This is a genomic window from Microbacterium sp. NPDC077663 (assembly GCF_044542795.1).
In the GTDB taxonomy this organism is placed as follows: domain Bacteria; phylum Actinomycetota; class Actinomycetes; order Actinomycetales; family Microbacteriaceae; genus Microbacterium.
Genome location: NZ_JBITVE010000002.1, coordinates 811,396 through 826,952 on the forward strand (window position 1 = coordinate 811,396; position 15,557 = coordinate 826,952).

15 protein-coding genes are annotated in these 15,557 nt (G+C 71.5%); 7 read left to right on the forward strand and 8 right to left on the reverse strand.

What is annotated here, in order from left to right; all coding sequences use genetic code 11:
• Positions 1–10: 10 nt before the first annotated feature.
• The 8 genes from ACIGEP_RS11485 to ACIGEP_RS11520 all read right to left on the reverse strand — a co-directional run bounded on the left by ACIGEP_RS11485 (position 11) and on the right by ACIGEP_RS11520 (position 7,655).
• On the reverse strand, positions 11–1,555 hold the full coding sequence (locus ACIGEP_RS11485; RefSeq protein WP_396661747.1) for an APC family permease: 1,545 nt from the start codon (positions 1,553–1,555) through the stop codon (positions 11–13).
• 125 nt (positions 1,556–1,680) lie between these two features.
• Positions 1,681–2,232, reverse strand: coding sequence for an ECF transporter S component (locus ACIGEP_RS11490; protein WP_396661748.1), 552 nt, complete (start codon positions 2,230–2,232; stop codon positions 1,681–1,683).
• A 1-nt stretch (position 2,233) separates the two neighbouring features.
• On the reverse strand, positions 2,234–3,070 hold the full coding sequence (locus ACIGEP_RS11495) for a siderophore-interacting protein (RefSeq protein WP_396661749.1): 837 nt from the start codon (positions 3,068–3,070) through the stop codon (positions 2,234–2,236).
• Positions 3,071–3,092: 22 nt separating this feature from the next.
• Entirely contained in the window at positions 3,093–3,896 is an 804-nt protein-coding gene (locus ACIGEP_RS11500) for an energy-coupling factor transporter transmembrane component T family protein (RefSeq protein ID WP_396661750.1), read from the reverse strand.
• On the reverse strand, positions 3,893–5,737 hold the full coding sequence (locus tag ACIGEP_RS11505; protein ID WP_396661751.1) for an ABC transporter ATP-binding protein: 1,845 nt from the start codon (positions 5,735–5,737) through the stop codon (positions 3,893–3,895). The genes ACIGEP_RS11500 and ACIGEP_RS11505 overlap by 4 nt, the downstream gene beginning before the upstream one ends.
• A 35-nt stretch (positions 5,738–5,772) precedes the next feature.
• A complete protein-coding gene (locus ACIGEP_RS11510) occupies positions 5,773–6,324 on the reverse strand; it encodes an ECF transporter S component (RefSeq protein ID WP_396661752.1) in 552 nt (183 codons plus the stop codon).
• Positions 6,325–6,370: 46 nt separating this feature from the next.
• A complete protein-coding gene (locus tag ACIGEP_RS11515) occupies positions 6,371–7,342 on the reverse strand; it encodes a pirin family protein (RefSeq protein ID WP_396661753.1) in 972 nt (323 codons plus the stop codon).
• 4 nt (positions 7,343–7,346) lie between these two features.
• The gene (locus ACIGEP_RS11520; protein WP_396661754.1) at positions 7,347–7,655 is read right to left on the reverse strand and encodes a GNAT family N-acetyltransferase; all 309 of its coding nucleotides are present in this window, start codon (positions 7,653–7,655) and stop codon (positions 7,347–7,349) included.
• 195 nt (positions 7,656–7,850) lie between these two features.
• On the opposite strand from ACIGEP_RS11520, the gene ACIGEP_RS11525 reads away from it, so the two are divergent.
• The 7 genes from ACIGEP_RS11525 to ACIGEP_RS11555 all read left to right on the forward strand — a co-directional run bounded on the left by ACIGEP_RS11525 (position 7,851) and on the right by ACIGEP_RS11555 (position 15,505).
• A complete protein-coding gene (locus tag ACIGEP_RS11525; RefSeq protein ID WP_396661755.1) occupies positions 7,851–10,112 on the forward strand; it encodes a carbon starvation CstA family protein in 2,262 nt (753 codons plus the stop codon).
• Position 10,113: 1 nt separating this feature from the next.
• Positions 10,114–10,350 carry a YbdD/YjiX family protein gene (locus tag ACIGEP_RS11530; RefSeq protein WP_311286512.1) on the forward strand — a complete coding sequence of 79 codons (237 nt, stop codon included), beginning with the start codon at positions 10,114–10,116 and terminating at the stop codon, positions 10,348–10,350.
• A 23-nt stretch (positions 10,351–10,373) separates the two neighbouring features.
• Positions 10,374–11,561, forward strand: coding sequence for a sensor histidine kinase (locus ACIGEP_RS11535; RefSeq protein WP_396661756.1), 1,188 nt, complete (start codon positions 10,374–10,376; stop codon positions 11,559–11,561).
• Positions 11,558–12,277: a LytR/AlgR family response regulator transcription factor gene (locus ACIGEP_RS11540; RefSeq protein ID WP_396661757.1), complete on the forward strand. Its 720-nt coding sequence runs from the start codon at positions 11,558–11,560 to the stop codon at positions 12,275–12,277. The genes ACIGEP_RS11535 and ACIGEP_RS11540 overlap by 4 nt, the downstream gene beginning before the upstream one ends.
• Positions 12,274–12,639: a heavy metal transporter gene (locus ACIGEP_RS11545; RefSeq protein WP_396661758.1), complete on the forward strand. Its 366-nt coding sequence runs from the start codon at positions 12,274–12,276 to the stop codon at positions 12,637–12,639. Before ACIGEP_RS11540 ends, ACIGEP_RS11545 begins: the two co-directional genes overlap by 4 nt.
• Positions 12,636–14,093, forward strand: a complete 1,458-nt coding sequence (locus ACIGEP_RS11550; RefSeq protein ID WP_396661759.1) for a cation acetate symporter — start codon at positions 12,636–12,638, stop codon at positions 14,091–14,093. Before ACIGEP_RS11545 ends, ACIGEP_RS11550 begins: the two co-directional genes overlap by 4 nt.
• 194 nt (positions 14,094–14,287) lie before the next feature.
• On the forward strand, positions 14,288–15,505 hold the full coding sequence (locus tag ACIGEP_RS11555; protein WP_396661760.1) for a glycoside hydrolase family 3 N-terminal domain-containing protein: 1,218 nt from the start codon (positions 14,288–14,290) through the stop codon (positions 15,503–15,505).
• Positions 15,506–15,557: the final 52 nt, after the last annotated feature.

The following is a 15,557-nucleotide window of genomic DNA, read 5'->3' on the forward strand; positions in this document are numbered from 1 at the left end:
TCGGGGGCGGTCAGATGCCGCCGTCGATGGAGCGGGGGAGGGAGCTGGTGTCGTCGGGGACGAGGACGGGGGTCTCGCGGTTGAGGCTCTCGCCGCGGAAGAATCGCTTCGAGCGCGGGAACAGGAACCACACGAGCATCAGGACGACCCCGAGACCGAGGGCGCCGATGCCGACGACGAAGGTCGAACCGACGCCGAGCAGCGCGCCCGAGTAGCCGTAATCGGGGTTCAGCATGTCGATCGCCGACTGGATGAACGCGTAGGTGAGCATCAGCGCACCGACGAGGGGGAACACCCCCTTGAACCAGGTGTCGCGCGCCGAGCGGAACAGGTCCTTGCGGAAGTACCAGACGCACGCGTATCCGGTGATGGCGTAGTAGAAGGCGATTGCGAGACCGAGCGAGAGGATCGTGTCCTGCAGGATCGCGTCGCTGAGCGACGTCATCACGACGTAGTAGACGCTCGCGACGATGCCCATCACGAGCGTCGAGAACGACGGTGTCTTGTAGCGGGGGTGGACGTCCTTGAACTTCGCCGGGAGGGCGCGGTAGACACCCATCGCGAGGGTGCCGCGTGCGGTCGGGAGGATCGTCGTCTGCGTCGACGAGACGGCCGAGATGAGGACGGCGACCACGAGCAGCCAGCCCCACGGCCCGAGCAGTCCATCCTTGATGGCGAGGAAGAAGTCGTCGGCGTTGTCGACGTTGCCGAGACCCGTGCCGTCCTCGCCGACGCCGGCGTACATCATCGCGGCGATCGTGACCGAGACGTAGGTGACGAGCAGCAGCACGCAGGTCAGGAGCGCGGCGAGGCCCGGGATGCGCTTGGGGTCCTTCGTCTCCTCGTTGAGCGCGAGGCAGGTGTCCCAACCCCAGTAGATGAAGATCGCGAGCAGGATCGCCTCGATGAACCCGCCCCACTCGCCGAAGGCGAACGGGTTCAGCCACTGCCAGTCGAACGCCGTCGGGTTCGGAGCGGAGCCCGAGAAGAACTGGGTGAGGGCGGCGATGACGAAGACGATGAGGGCGAGGTACTGGATGCCGAGCAGGATGTTCTGGATGCGCTCGCCGATCTCGACGCCACGCCACGAGATGTAGGTCATCGCGGCGATGAACGCGACCGCGACGAGCACGATCCGCCAGTCGTTGGGCTCCTCGAACTCCTGACCGAGCAGGGCCCAGAAGTAGATCGATGCGACCTGGGCGAGGTTCGCGAGCACGATCATGCCGGCGATCGCGACGCCCCAGCCGCCCATCCAGCCCACCCACGGGCCGAACGCCTTCGTGCCCCAGGTGAACGTCGTGCCGCAGTCGGGCACGTCGTTGTTCAGCTCGCGATACGCGAAGGCGATGAGGAGCATCGGGACGAAGGCGATCACGAACGCGATCGGCGCCTGGCCGCCGACGGCGAGGACGACGTAGCCGAGCGTCGCGACGAGCGAGTACACCGGCGCGGTCGAGGCGAGACCGATGACGGTCGACCCCCAGAGGCCGAGCGTGCCCTGGGCGAGCCCCTTGCCGTCCGGACGGGTCAGATGCACAGGCGTCGTGGTCACGCCGACCTCCTCAGAGAAAGCGATCCGCCTTCCCGCGGCCGGGTACGCGGGCGGCGCCGTCGCCGTCCTGAGCGGGAAGTGGCCTCACCCTAGCACCGGCGTTCCGCGCCGCACGAGACCCGGTGTCAGGTCGCGGGGGCGGCCCTGCGACGTGCCAGGCGGGCGACCCCGGCCGCTGTGAGGCGGTCGGCGATGACGATGCCGCCCCACGTGGCGACGAGGCAGCTCATCGTGCACAGGACGAAGAAGGCGACGAGAGCGGGGAACGCCATGACCCAGAGGTCGAAGGACTGTGCCGCGAGGATCGGGTAGGCCACGCCCGCCACGACGGCTCCGGCGTAATGGAGCCACCTCGACCACCGGCGGTAGATCGTCGCGAGGAACGGGAGCTCCGGGAAGAACGCCCAGAAGAGCGTCGTCGCGATCGCGCCGGCCGTGTAGAACGGCGTGAGCACGAGACCCGAGATGAGCCCCACGAGGAGCCCTGCGAACGGGCGCCGGATGAGCCGCAGTGCGATGACCGCGGGCATCATCCACAGTCCCGCGATCGCGACGGAGGCGAACGGCACCGTCGCGAACAGGGCCGTCGAGAGCCACCAGGCGAACGCCAGCATGACGCCCCCGGCCACACCGATCGCGGCACACGTCATCAGGTACGCGGTCGTCACCTTGCCCATGTCAGCGCGTCACCTTCTCGTTCGTCGCCGTCCTGCGCCAGTACCCGATGAAACTGATCGCGCTCTTGTCGACGCCCTGCGCGACGAGGTGGCGCCGGGCCGCGGTGGGGAGGTTCTGTTCGCCCACGATGAAGTGGTGCGCGCCGGAGGCCGCCGGTCGCCGCATCAGCTCGGCGAGGGCGACCGCGCCGGGCGCGGCGTCCGCCTCGCGCACGAGCCACCGGACCTCGACTCCTGCCGGCCCCTCCAGCGGGAGGACGTCGTCCGCGGTCGGCGCCTCGACGATCGCGACGCCCGTCGCTGTCGACGGCAGGGATGCGAGCACGCCCGCGACGGCGGGCGCACCGGTCTCGTCGGCCACGAGCACGACGTCATCGACACCGCGATCGGGGTTGAAGCCGAGTCCTTCGTCCAGGATGACGACGCTCTCACCGGGCTGTGCGCGTTCGGCCCAGCCCGAGGCGGGGCCAGCGTCGTCGCCATGGCCGTGCAGCACGAAGTCGACGTCGATCTCGGCGCCGGCATCCGTCGTCGCCGCGCGGTACGCGCGCACCGTGTAGTTGCGCATGACGGGCCGCTCGCCCTCGGGGATGCGCAGATAACGCAGGTAGCCGAGGAGCGTGTTGGCCTTCGCCGGGATCCGCTCGAGGCCCGCCTCGCCGCCGATCGGCAGGAACAGGCGGAACCACTGATCGAAACCGCGCGGGGTGAACCGATCGACATCGCCGCCGCCGAGGGTGACGCGCATCCAATGGGCTGCGAGCCGTTCGGTGCGCAGCACGCTCAGGTGCAGCAGTTCCTGGTGCGGGGGCTTCACGAGTGCGCTGGCGCGGGCCATCGGCATCCTTCCATCGGGGGGGTCACATGCCCCAGGGGAACAGGGCGGCGAGGATCGCCGCGGAGGCGACCCAGAAGACGAGGACGAACACCGTGTCGCGCGTCCGCCAGGGCAGGAGGTGCCGCTCGGTGCGGTCGGGGTGCGCGCCGAAAGCCCGCGCGTCCATCGCGAGGGCGACGCGCTCGGCGTGCCGTATGGCTCCGGCCAGCAGCGGCACGATGTACCCCCACCACCGGGCGATCGCGGCGATAGGGCCGCGTCCGCCGAGCGCGCCGCGCACCCGGTGCGCCTGTCGGATCACCTCGAGTTCGTACCCGAACCGGGGCACGAACCGGATCGCCGCGAGCGCCGCATAGCCGATGCGGTACGGCACCCGCAGCTGCTGCACCGTCGCACGCACGAGGTCGGGGCCGGTGGTCGTGAGCCCGGCGACGAGCCCGAGCGAGAAGATCGCGGCGAGGCGCGTCCCCGTCGCGAGTCCGATCTCGACGGCGCCGGCGTAGAGGGTCCAGGATCCGACCGACAGGACCGGATCGGTGCCGTCGACGAGGGTGCGATCGACCCACAGCCCCAGCGAGAGTCCGACGACGGCGGCGCCGATCGGGAGCCCGATCACGAGCAGGGCGGCGACCCGCGCGGACACGCGTGCGCCGACGAAGATCATGACGTAGGCGACCGCCAGGAACACGAGCGGGGTGAGCAGATCGCGCGAGAAGATGAGCGCCACCATGGCGGGCAGAGGCGCCGCGAGCTTCGCCAGCGGGCCGATGCGCGCGAGCAGACCCCGGGCGACGGCGCCGGTGTAGGGATCGGCGACGGCGGTCATGCCCCACCTCCGGCGAGTACCCGCAGCGATGTCACGGCGGCGAGCTCCGGATGCCGCGTCACGCCGCGCAGCGCCTGCTGCAGAGGCGGGCGACGCAGGCCCGCCTGCCGCAGCAGCGCCTCGTCCGCGAAGACGTCGGCGGTCGCGGCATCCGCTCGGATCCGCCCGTCGTGCACCACGACCACGCGGTGCGCGTACTCGGCGACCAGTTGCATGTCGTGCGTCACGACGACGATCGTCGTACCCGCCTCGTTGAGATCGCGAAGGAGGCGCAGAAGCTCGTCGGCGCGGGCGCGATCCTGCCCGAACGTGGGTTCGTCGAGGGCGAGGATCGGGGCGCCTGCGACGAGGGCGGTCCCCACCGAGAGGCGACGCTTCTGACCGCCCGACAGGAGGAAGGGGTGCACTCCGCCCTTGTCCTCGAGACCGAACCTCTCGAGCATCGCGGTCGTTCGCTCGCGGATCTCGTCGTCCGGCAGACCCCGCCGGCGCAGGCCGTGGGCGAGCTCGTCGAAGACGGTGTGCGCGATGAACTGGTGCTCGGGGTTCTGGAAGACGAACCCGATCCGGCGGGACAGATCGCGCAGGCTCGTGCGTGCCGGGTCGGCGCCGTCGACACGCACGGCGCCGCGCGGCGGCGGGATGACGCCCGCCATCGCCTGCACGAACGTCGTCTTGCCGGCCCCGTTCGCGCCGACGACGGCGACGAACTCGCCCGCGCGCACCGTCAGGTCGATGTCGTGCAGGACGGTTCGGCGGCCGCGCCGGAGCGTGAGCCCCCGGACCTCGATCGCCGCCCACGTCTCGCCCATGCCGCCACCGCGGACCGAATTCAGTCCCGCTGCTCTGGCCCCCCGCTCGGCAGGGGCGGAAAGCCGCGGATCGGGACTTTTCGCAGGTCCGCCCGGCGCCGCAGAGACTGAATTCTCAACGGGGGCCGTGGCGGAGTCGAGCGCCTCGGTGAGCTCCGCGGGGGTCAGGGGCGTGCGCGGCAGGTTCCACCCGGCCCGGCGCAGGGCGAGCGCGGCCATCGTCGAGACCGGCAGCCAGACACCGATCGTCTCGAGCTCCTCGGCCCGCTCGCGCAGTACCTCGTCGACGGTGCCGTCGGCGACCGTGCGCCCCTGGCCGTCGAGGACGACGACCCGGTCGGTCAGGCCGACGGCGGCGTCGAGGTTGTGCTCGACCAGCAGGATCGACCGCCCCTCGGCGGCGACGCCCCGCAGGGCGTCGTAGACGTCCTCGATGCCGGCGGGGTCGAGATTCGCGGTGGGCTCGTCGAGGACGAGGAGTTCCGACCCCATCGCCAGCGCGCACGCGATCGCGAGGCGCTGCTTGCCGCCGCCGGACAGTCGGTCGGGGTTCTCACCGCGGCGCTCCCACAGCCCCACCTGGCGCAGCGCGTGCTCGGTGCGGGCGAGCACGTCGGCCACCGGCATCCGCAGGTTCTCGGGGCCGAAGGCGACGTCGTCGAACACCGTTCCAGTGATCAGCTGCGCATCGGGGTCCTGGAACACCATGCCGACGTGACCGGCCAGGCGGGCGACGGGGGTGTCGGAGGTGGTCATCCCGTGCACGGTGACCGCGCCGATCAGCGTCGCCGGCACCGCCTGTGGGATAAGCCCGTTGGTAGCGAGGGCGAGCGTCGACTTGCCCGAGCCGCTCGGCCCGAGCAGCAGGACGACCTCGCCCGGGGCGATGTCGAACGTGACGGATGACGGGACCGCCGCATCCGCTCCTTCGTGAGTGATCGCGACCTCACGCACGCGCAGCAGCGGCGTGGGCGTCCGGTCGTCACGGGGCGCCCCGGCCGCGGTGATGCCGGAGGTGGCAGAGCTCACGGGGATCCAAACCGAGGGGACGGGTCGCGCTTAGCTTAGCCTGACCTAACTCCGCGTGCCACGCCTGCGCGACGGAGGCTCTCACCCACGCCGAGACCGGCAGCCGTCCACGCGACCGGGCCGGCCAGCGCGAGGAGCAGGTAGGCGATCTGCGCCCACGGCGGCAGCTTGCCGAGGTTCGCGGCGAAGAAGACGACGCCGGCCACGATCACTCCGATCACGAGGGCTGCGGCGAAGAAGCGCCAGGCGCCCCACGAGCGGTACCGGGTGAGGGCGGCGACGCCCTCCTGGATCGCACCGAACAGCAGGGCCGTCCCCAGGAACCGGCCGATCCACGCCGGGTTGACGGCGCTCGCGACGAGCGCCGCGAGGATGTGCGTCGTGAGGGCGACGAGGGGCAGCCGGAACACCTGCTGCGCGATGATCCCGGGCAGCACGTGCGATCCGAGCACGAGTCCGTACGCCCACGGCGCGGCTGCGATCACGAACGGGGTGATCACCCCCGCGACGCCCCCGAGCAACCCGGTCGCGACTCCGAGCGCGGCGCAGACGAGCAGCACGCGCGTCGAGAGGAGTGTGCGGGTCACGGATCCAAGGCTATCCGCGGCCCATGGCCCGTCGGGCCGTGCAAAATCAGGCGCGGCGACGTCGCTTCGTGAGTCGAACGGTGGGCAGCGGCGGCGCCGGGATGCGCTCGTCGCCGTGCGTGACGACGTGCCCGAACCGGGCGGCATCCGCCTCCCATTCCTCGCGCGCCGCGACGATCTCGTCATGGCTGCGGCCGACGAAGTTCCACCACATGACGATGTCGCTCTCGAACGGCTCGCCGCCGAGGAGGAACACCGTGACATCGGTGGGTGCAGCGATGTCGATGCCGTCGCGCCCCAGCCCGAGGTAAAGCAGATCGTTGTCGCCGAGCGCGGCGGGGTCGTCCGCGGCGTGCACGAGCGGCGCCCCGTCCACGCCGACGATCGCGTGCTCCCATGCCGGGTTCAGCGGGATGCGGATGCGCGCGCCCGCCGGGATGTAGACCTCGGCACCGACGATGGGTGTGTACATGGTGGCGGGGGAGCGGATGCCGGCGAGCTCGCCGACCACGACGACGGCGGCCGCCCCCTCGCCCAGTTCGACGATCGGGAGCTCGGTGTGCCGTTCGAAGTCCGGCGCACCGTGTCGGCGCGACTCGGGCAGAGCGACCCAGAGCTGGAGCGCATCAGTGACGGTGGGCTCGTCGCCGACGGAGTACTCGGAGTGCGCGATGCCGGCGCCGCTGGTCATGATGTTCAGTTGGCCGCGCTTGATGACGACGTCGGAGCCGATCGTGTCGCGGTGCCGCGTCTCGCCGGCGAAGGGCCAGGTCACCGTCTGCAACCCGATGTGCGGATGCGGCTCGACCCGCATCGTCGTGACCTGCGGCCCGAACCGGTCGAGGAAGCACCAGGCGCCCACCATCGGGAGCTCGCGCTGCGGCAGGGCGCGGTGGACCTGCATACCGCGCACCCCGCCGAGGGGGACCTCGCGCGAGGACAGCAGGAGGGCGCGCGGTCCGTCGCAGGATGCCGGGGCGTCGACGGTCTCGGTGGGGTCGGCGTCGAGGCGGGTCATCCGGTCACTCCGCGTCGGGTGTGGCGACGGTGAGGCCGGGCACGTCGTTGTCCGCGAGGTAGCCGGCCACGAACGGGCACGTGGGGACGACCTCCGCCTCGCGTCGGGCGAGATCGGCGAGCGCCTCGGAGACCAGGATCTTGCCGAGCCCCTGGCCCTTGTAGGCGGGGTCGATCTTGGTGTGGGGCATCACGGTGCGACCGGCATCGTCGGTCGTGATGAGCGTGTACCCGGCCACCGCGCCGTCGACGTGGATCTCATAGCGGTTCTTCTCATCGTTGCGCGTGACCGTCGGTGCGGCGTCGTGTGCCACGGGGACCCCCTCTGTCGTGTGGGTCAACCGTATGCGGCCCGTCCGCCTTCCCGCCAGGACTCGGCCGGGCCGCCCACGCCGTTCGTCGCGCCGGTCGTGCCGCTCGTCGCAGCGACCCGGGCAGGCGGCCGCGGCGGCGGCATCCGTCTTCCTACCCTGGCTCGTACGCAAAGACGCGCCCTGAAGGAGTCGCCCATGTCTGCACCGTCGCGCCGTGGCAAGGCCGCCACGCTCGAACCCGATCCCTCGCTTCCCCCCGTCGCCCTCACCGAGGAGCAGAAGGCCAAGGACGGCCGCTGGACGCCGCTGAAGATCGTCATCTGGGCCGCCATCGCCCTCGCGGGTGGTCTCGGGTGGACGATGCTCGCCATCGTCCGCGGCGAGACCGTCAACGCGATCTGGTTCGTGTTCGCGGCCGTCGCCACCTATCTCATCGGCTACCGCTTCTACTCGAAGGTCATCGAGAAGCACCTGCTGCGCCCCGACGACCGTCGTGCCACCCCGGCAGAGGTCAAGCAGGACGGCAAGGACTACGTCCCGACCGACCGTCGTGTGCTCTACGGCCACCACTTCGCCGCGATCGCGGGCGCTGGTCCGCTCGTCGGTCCCGTCCTCGCCGCGCAGATGGGCTTCCTCCCCGGCACCATCTGGATCATCGTCGGCGTCGTGCTCGCCGGCGCCGTGCAGGACTACACGGTCCTGTTCTTCTCGATGCGCCGCGGCGGTCGCACGATCGGCCAGATGGCCCGTCAGGAGCTCGGCCGCATCGGCGGCACCGCCGCGATCATCGCGTCGCTGCTGATCATGCTGATCATCGTGGCGATCCTCGCCCTCGTCGTCGTCAACGCCCTCGGTGAGAGCCCGTGGGGCGTCTTCTCGGTGTCGATGACGATCCCGATCGCCCTGTTCATGGGCCTGTACCTGCGCTACCTGCGGCCCGGCAAGGTGACCGAGGTCTCGATCATCGGCTTCGTCCTGCTGATCGCGGCGATCGTCGCCGGCGGCTGGGTGGCCGAGACCGCGTGGGGGCAGGAGTTCCTGCACCTCGACCGCACCGTGATCGCCTGGGGAATCATCATCTACGGCTTCATCGCCGCGGTCCTCCCCGTCTGGCTGCTGCTCGCCCCGCGCGACTACCTGTCGACGTTCATGAAGATCGGCGTCATCGTGATGCTCGCCGGTGCGATCGTCCTGGTCCGCCCCGAGATCACCGTGCCGGCGGTCACCGACTTCGCCCTCGAGGGCACCGGGCCGGTGTTCGCCGGTCCCCTCTTCCCGTTCCTGTTCGTGACGATCGCCTGCGGCGCCCTGTCGGGCTTCCATGCGCTCATCTCGTCGGGGACGACCCCCAAGCTCGTCGAGAAGGAGCGCCAGACGCGCTTCATCGGCTACGGCGGCATGATCATGGAGTCCTTCGTCGCGATCATGGCCCTCGTCGCCGCGATCTCGATCGACCAGGGCATCTACTACGCGATGAACGCGTCGGCCGCGGCCACGCAGGGCACCGTCGAGGGTGCGGTCGCGTTCGTGAACTCGCTCGGCATCACCGGGGTGAACCTCACTCCGGAGATGCTCACGAGCACGGCCGCCGCGGTCGGCGAGGAGTCGATCGTCTCGCGCACCGGTGGCGCACCGACCCTCGCGCTGGGTCTCGCGCACATCATGCAGCAGGCGCTCGGCGGCCCCGCGATGATGGCGTTCTGGTACCACTTCGCGATCATGTTCGAGGCGCTGTTCATCCTCACGGCGGTGGATGCCGGTACCCGCGTCGCCCGCTTCATGCTGCAGGACTCGATCGGCCACTGGGTCCCCAAGTTCCGCGACGTCTCGTGGCGCCCGGGCGTGTGGATCACGACGGCGATCATGGTCGCCGGCTGGGGAGCGATCCTCATCCTCGGTGTGACCGACCCGCTCGGCGGCATCAACACGTTCTTCCCGCTGTTCGGCATCGCCAACCAGCTGCTGGCCGCGATCGCGCTCGCCGTGGTGCTCGCGATCATCGCCAAGCGCGGGCCGTCGTTCGTGCGGTGGCTGTGGATCGTGGCTCTGCCGCTCGCGTTCGCCGCGGTCGTGACGATCACCGCCTCGGCGTACAAGATCTTCTCGCCGAACCCGGCGATCGGATACTGGTCCAACCACTTCCGCTACCGCGACGCGCTGGCCGCCGGCGACACGACCCTCGGGACCCCCGAGGTCATGGGCGCCGTCATCCGCAACACCTTCGTGCAGGGCACCCTGTCGATCGTGTTCGTGACGCTCGCGATCATCGTCATCGTGGCCGCCGTCATCGTCACGATCACGGCGATCCGCCGCGGCGGCGGCGAGAACCACGAGGACGAGCCGGTGCCCTCGCGCCGATTCGCGCCCGCCGGGTTCCTCGCCACTCCCTCCGAGCGTGAGCTCGAGAAGCAGTGGGACCCGATCCTCGCCGACGAGCGCGCGGCGAACCGGCACTGACATGAGTACTCGGACGGATGCCGCGGTCTCGCCGATGCGGGCGATGCTCGACCTGGTCGTGCGGGCGGGCCGCGGCATCCGCTGGTACATGACGACCCTCATGGGTGACACGGCCTACGCGACGTACGTCGCGCACCACCGCCGCGTTCACCCGGGGGAGGAGCCGATGACCGAGCGGCAGTTCTGGCGTCAGAAGATGGACGACCAGGACCGCAACCCGGGCGCCCGCTGCTGCTGACGCCCGCGATCTAGGCTCGTCGCATGACCGATGCCGTCGTCCTCGCCGCCCTGCTCGGCGTGGTCGGCGGCATCGTGCTGTCGGCGCTCCTGCTGCTCGCCCGTCGCTACGCGCGAGGGCCGGGAGGGTTGGGGAGCGAGGCGGAGGAGGCGACCTACCGCGCACTCCACCAGGCGAGCCTCGCGGCCCCCTATCTGCGCGGCGGTCTCGATACCCCCGACGTCGCCCGCGCCGCGAAGCACCTGCGGGCCGTGCTCGGCAGCCGGGGCGTCGTCCTCGTCGTCGGCGACGTGATCGTCGCCCGCGACGGGCAGACCGAAGGCCTGGATGCCGCGGCCCGCCGCATCGCCGCGCAGGTGACCGAGACGGGCAAGCGGCGCGTCTTCCCCCGCGCGGACGGGGGTGACGGGCTCGAGGCCGTCGGTGCCCCGATCCGGGTCGACGGCGCGGTCGCCGGCGTGCTCGTCGCCTTCGCCGCACCCGTGCGGGCGGCGCTCGTGCGCGCCGCGGGCGAAGTGGCCGACTGGTGCGCCGCGCAGGCGACCCTCGGCGAGCTCGACGCGTCGCGCGCGGCCCTGGCCGAGGCCGAGCTGCGCTCGCTGCGCGCGCAGATCTCGCCGCACTTCATCTACAACGCACTGACCGCGATCGCCTCGTTCATCACGACCGACCCGCCGCGGGCGCGCGAGCTGGTGCTGGAGTTCGCCGACTTCACGCGCTACTCGTTCCGCCGCCAGGGCGAGTTCACGACGCTCGCGGAGGAACTGCGCAGCATCCACTCCTATCTCGAACTCGAGCACGCGCGTTTCGGCGGACGGCTGTCGGTGACGCTGCGGATCTCGCCCGAGACTCTCGCGACCGTCATCCCGTTCCTGTCGGTGCAGCCGCTCGTCGAGAACGCCGTCCGGCACGGACTCGAGCCGGGGGAGGGCGGCGGCACGATCCTCATCGCCTCGGTGGATGCCGCGACCCACACCGAGATCACGGTCGAGGACGACGGGGCGGGGATGGAGCCCGAGGAGCTGCACGCCCTCCTGACGAGCGTCGCCGACGGCCGCAACGTGGGACTGCGGAACGTCGACACCCGGCTCCGTCAGCTCTACGGCGCCGACGGCGGGCTCGTCGTCGAGACGGCCCCCGGCGCCGGTACCCTCGTGCGCATGCGGATCCCGAAGTCGCAGCCGCACCACCTGACCCGGGGAGAGGGGTGACCCCGGTGATCGACGTCCTCGCCGCCGACGACGAGAAGCCCGCGCTCGACGAGCTGGCGTTCCTGCTGCGCGCGGACGACCGGATCGGCGAGGTGCTCACCGCGTCCTCGGGCGCCGAGGCGTTGCGTCTGCTCACCGAGCGTCCGGTCGCAGCGGCGTTCCTCGACATCCACATGCCCGGACTGTCGGGACTCGAACTGGCGTCCGCGCTCCGCGGGCTCGCGTCGCCGCCCGCCGTCGTCTTCGTCACCGCCGACGACGCACACGCGGTCGACGCCTTCGAACTGCAGGCGCTCGACTACCTCCTGAAGCCGGTGCGGACCGAACGGCTCCGCCGCGCCGTCGACCGCATCACCGAGAGCGACCGTCCTTCCGAGAGCGACGAGGTCCTGCCCGTGACGGTCGGCTCGGCGGTGCGCTTCGTCCGCCGCCGCGACGTGCGCTGGGTGCGGGCCGAGGGCGACTACACGCGCCTCCACACCGACGGCGCCGCGGGCCACCTCGTCCGCATCCCGATCTCGGAACTCGAGACACGGTGGTCGGATGCCGGTTTCGTCCGCATCCATCGCTCGTTCCTCGTGCAGGCGGCATCCGTCACCGAGGTCCGGCTCTCGGGAGCGGAACCGACCGTCTGGGTCGACGCGACCGCGCTGCCGGTGAGCAGGCGGCTGCTGCCCGCCGTCCGCGAGGCGCTCGTGGGACGGGCGGGGTCGTGACACGCGAACGGGTGCGGGTGACCGCGGGGTCGGGGCGACCCGGCGCGGCGACCCGGGGCATCGCCCTGCCCGGGGCGCCGGTCGACGACGCCGAGGCGGCCTACGCCCGCGCCCTGCGGCGGTCGCAGCTGCGGCTCGCGCTCGGGACGCTGTTCGGGTTCGTGACCGTCACGGTCGCGCTGCTGCTGGCCATCACCCTCATCCCCGAGCTCGACGAGATCGTCGTGCTCGGGGTGCCGCTGTCGTGGCTGCTGCACGCCTTCGGGTTCTACCCCGTCATCGCGGGGTTCGCGGTGCTCTACGTCCGCGGCGCGAACCGCAACGAGCGGCGCTGGCGGGCCCTGCGCGACGAGGGCTCGTGAACGCGCTCCTCGACCTCATCGCGGTCGCGGCGGTCGTGGGCGCGACCGTCCTCATCGGCGCCTACGGTCTGAGGGTCTCGCGCACCACGAGCGACTTCTTCGTGGCATCCCGCACCGTTCGCCCCGTGTGGAACGCGTCGGCGATCAGCGGCGAGTACCTGTCGGCGGGGACGTTCCTCGGGCTGTCGGGACTCGTCCTGCTGAGCGGGGCGGAGGGTTTCTGGTTCCCGATCGGGTACGCGGCCGGATACCTGCTCGTGCTGCTGTTCGTCGCCGCGCCGCTGCGGCGGAGCGGCGCGTACACGATCCCCGACTTCATCGAGGCGCGGCTGGACTCGCGGCTCGCGCGACGGGTGACGAGCGCCGTCTGCCTGCTCATCGGATGGCTGTACATCGTGCCGCAGCTGCACGGCGCCGGGATCACGCTGCAGGTCGTCGCCGACATCCCGCCCTGGGTGGGCGCCGTCCTCGTCGCTGTGCTCGTCGCCGCCGCGGCCGCCGCCGGCGGCATGCGGGCGATCACCTACGTGCAGGCCTTCCAGTACTGGCTCAAGTTGACCGCGCTGCTCGTCCCGGCGGTGCTGATCGTCTTCGCCGTCAACGGCGGAGCGCGCGAGATCGACCCGCTCGTCGTGTTCCCCGCCGAGGCGGGCCCCGCGGGCATAGACGCCTACGCCGCCGGATCGCTGCTGCTCGCCCTGCTGCTCGGCACGATGGGGCTGCCGCACGTACTCGTGCGGTTCTACACCAGTCCCACCGGCGGGTCGGCGCGACGGACCACCGTGCTCGTCATCGTCATGGTGAGCGTCTTCTACGCCGTCTCGAGCGTCATAGGGCTGCTCGCCCGCGTGGTGGCCCCGGAACTCGCGCAGCCGGGGGTGGCCGACACGGTCGCGCTGGTCCTGCCGGCGCGGGTGTTCCCGGGCCTGGCGGGGGAGCTCCTGACCGCTCTCGTCGTCGCCGGCGCGTTCGCCGCATTCCTCGCGACGTCGGCCGGGCTCACCGTGTCGCTCGCCGGGGTGATCAGCCAGGACGTGTTCTCGGGCTCGGTGCGTTCGTTCCGGCTGTCCGCGGTCGTCGTCGCCGTCGTCCCGCTCGCGATCGCTCTGCTCACGGCACCGGCGGGGCTGGTGGCCTCGGTCGGCGTCGTGTTCGTGTTCGCGGCATCCGCTCTGTCTCCCGTGCTGCTGCTGTCGATCTGGTGGTCGCGCCTGACGGCGCGGGGCGCCGTCGCGGGCATGGTGACCGGGGGTGTCGCGTGCGGACTCGCCTTCGCGGTGCACGAGGCGGTCGGCGGGGTGGGGCTCGCGGCGCCGCTGCTCGCTCAGCCCGCGGCCTGGACCATCCCGCTCGCGACGGCGGTCACCGTCGTCGTCTCGCTCACCGACCGCGCGGGCGCGCCGGTCCGCGCGGGCGCCTACCTGGCCCGGATCCACACGCCCGGGCGGGGGTGACCGCCCGCCCGGGCGTGTGGAGCCTCTCCGGAGGGCGGGCCATTCCGTATTCAGTCTGCGCCGGTTCCGGAGGTCGGAATCGTGCCGATACCGGCCTCCGCCGCCCGCGCCGCCCCCCTGCAGACTGAATACGGAACAGCTGAGTCATCGTCGAGCCGGGCCGGGACTCGGTGCCGGGAGAGCAGACTGTGCGCATGCGTCGGAATCTGAGGTGGTCCGTCCTCGGTGCGGCCCTGGCCGTATCGCTGCTCAGCGGGTGCGCCGCCTCGCCGACCGCTTCGCCGTCGCTGCCGCCCTCGCCGTCGCAGTCGCCCTCCGCGTCGTCCGCATCCGCGACCCCGACGCCGACCCCGTCCGCGACCCTCGCGCCGACCCCCTCCGCGACTCCGTCACCCGACCCCGTCGATGCCCTCACCCTCGAGCAACGTGTGGGTCAGCTCTTCATGGTCGGCACGTCGGCGACGGCCGCATCGCCGGCGACGCTTGCCGCCGTCGGGGATCGCCACGCGGGTGGCATCTTCCTGAGCGGCAGGTCGCGGGCCGGTGTCTCGGCGACCGCCGACGTCGTCTCGAGGTTCACCGCCCTCGACCATCCCGCCGGCGCACCGCTGTGGGTCGCCACGGATCAGGAGGGCGGCGAGGTGCAGGTGCTGCAGGGTCCCGGCTTCGATGCGATGCCGTACGGCATCCGGCAGGCCGACCTGTCGGACGATCAGCTCCGCGCGTCCGCCGAGCGATGGGGTCGCCAACTCGCCGAGGCGGGCGTCACCCTCGACCTCGCACCCGTCGCCGACATCGTCACGAGCAAAGCGACCCGCTTCGACAACCCGCCCATCGGCGGGTACGGCCGGCAGTACGGGTACGACGCGCCGACGGTGGCGGCGAAGGCGGGGGCCTTCGCCGAAGGGATGCGGGATGCCGGCATCCTGCCCACCTTCAAGCACTTCCCAGGCCTCGGGCACGTCGCGGCGAACACCGACACCGCCGCGGACGTCGTCGACACGACCGTGGCCCCGGACGGTCCCGACGTCGACGTGTACCGGCCGTTGACCGACGCGGGTCCGAGCGCGGTGATGGTCTCGTCGGCGATTTACGACCGCATCGACGGGTCGGGTCCGGCCGTGTTCTCGTCGACGGTGCTGAAGCTGCTGCGCGACGAGGTCGGGTTCGACGGTGTGGTGTTCTCAGACGACCTCTCCGCGGCCGTGGCCGTGTCGGCGTGGTCGCCGGCCGAGCGCGCCGTGGACGCGATCTCGGCGGGTGTCGACGTCGTGCTCGTCTCGGCGAAGCCCTCGGTGTTCCCGGCGATGTACGACGCGGTGCTCGCGAAGGCGAAGAGCGACCCGCGGTTCGCTGCGCAGGTCGACGAGGCCGCTGCCCGGGTGCTCGCCGCGAAGGCCGACATGCCTTGAGGCACTCGGTCGGTGGCCGAGCGCAGGGTGAAACGCGTCTTCGGCCCCGGTT

What these genes read in the sequence shown, in the direction of transcription:
- ACIGEP_RS11535 (WP_396661756.1), top strand. Translation starts at nt 10,374, where the DNA reads ATGACCGATGCCGTCGTCCTCGCCGCCCTGCTCGGCGTGGTCGGCGGC.
- ACIGEP_RS11495 (WP_396661749.1), bottom strand. Translation starts at nt 3,070, where the DNA reads ATGGCCCGCGCCAGCGCACTCGTGAAGCCCCCGCACCAGGAACTGCTG.
- ACIGEP_RS11525 (WP_396661755.1), top strand. Translation starts at nt 7,851, where the DNA reads ATGTCTGCACCGTCGCGCCGTGGCAAGGCCGCCACGCTCGAACCCGAT.
- ACIGEP_RS11555 (WP_396661760.1), top strand. Translation starts at nt 14,288, where the DNA reads ATGCGTCGGAATCTGAGGTGGTCCGTCCTCGGTGCGGCCCTGGCCGTA.
- ACIGEP_RS11500 (WP_396661750.1), bottom strand. Translation starts at nt 3,896, where the DNA reads ATGACCGCCGTCGCCGATCCCTACACCGGCGCCGTCGCCCGGGGTCTG.
- ACIGEP_RS11490 (WP_396661748.1), bottom strand. Translation starts at nt 2,232, where the DNA reads ATGGGCAAGGTGACGACCGCGTACCTGATGACGTGTGCCGCGATCGGT.
- ACIGEP_RS11515 (WP_396661753.1), bottom strand. Translation starts at nt 7,342, where the DNA reads ATGACCCGCCTCGACGCCGACCCCACCGAGACCGTCGACGCCCCGGCA.
- ACIGEP_RS11530 (WP_311286512.1), top strand. Translation starts at nt 10,114, where the DNA reads ATGAGTACTCGGACGGATGCCGCGGTCTCGCCGATGCGGGCGATGCTC.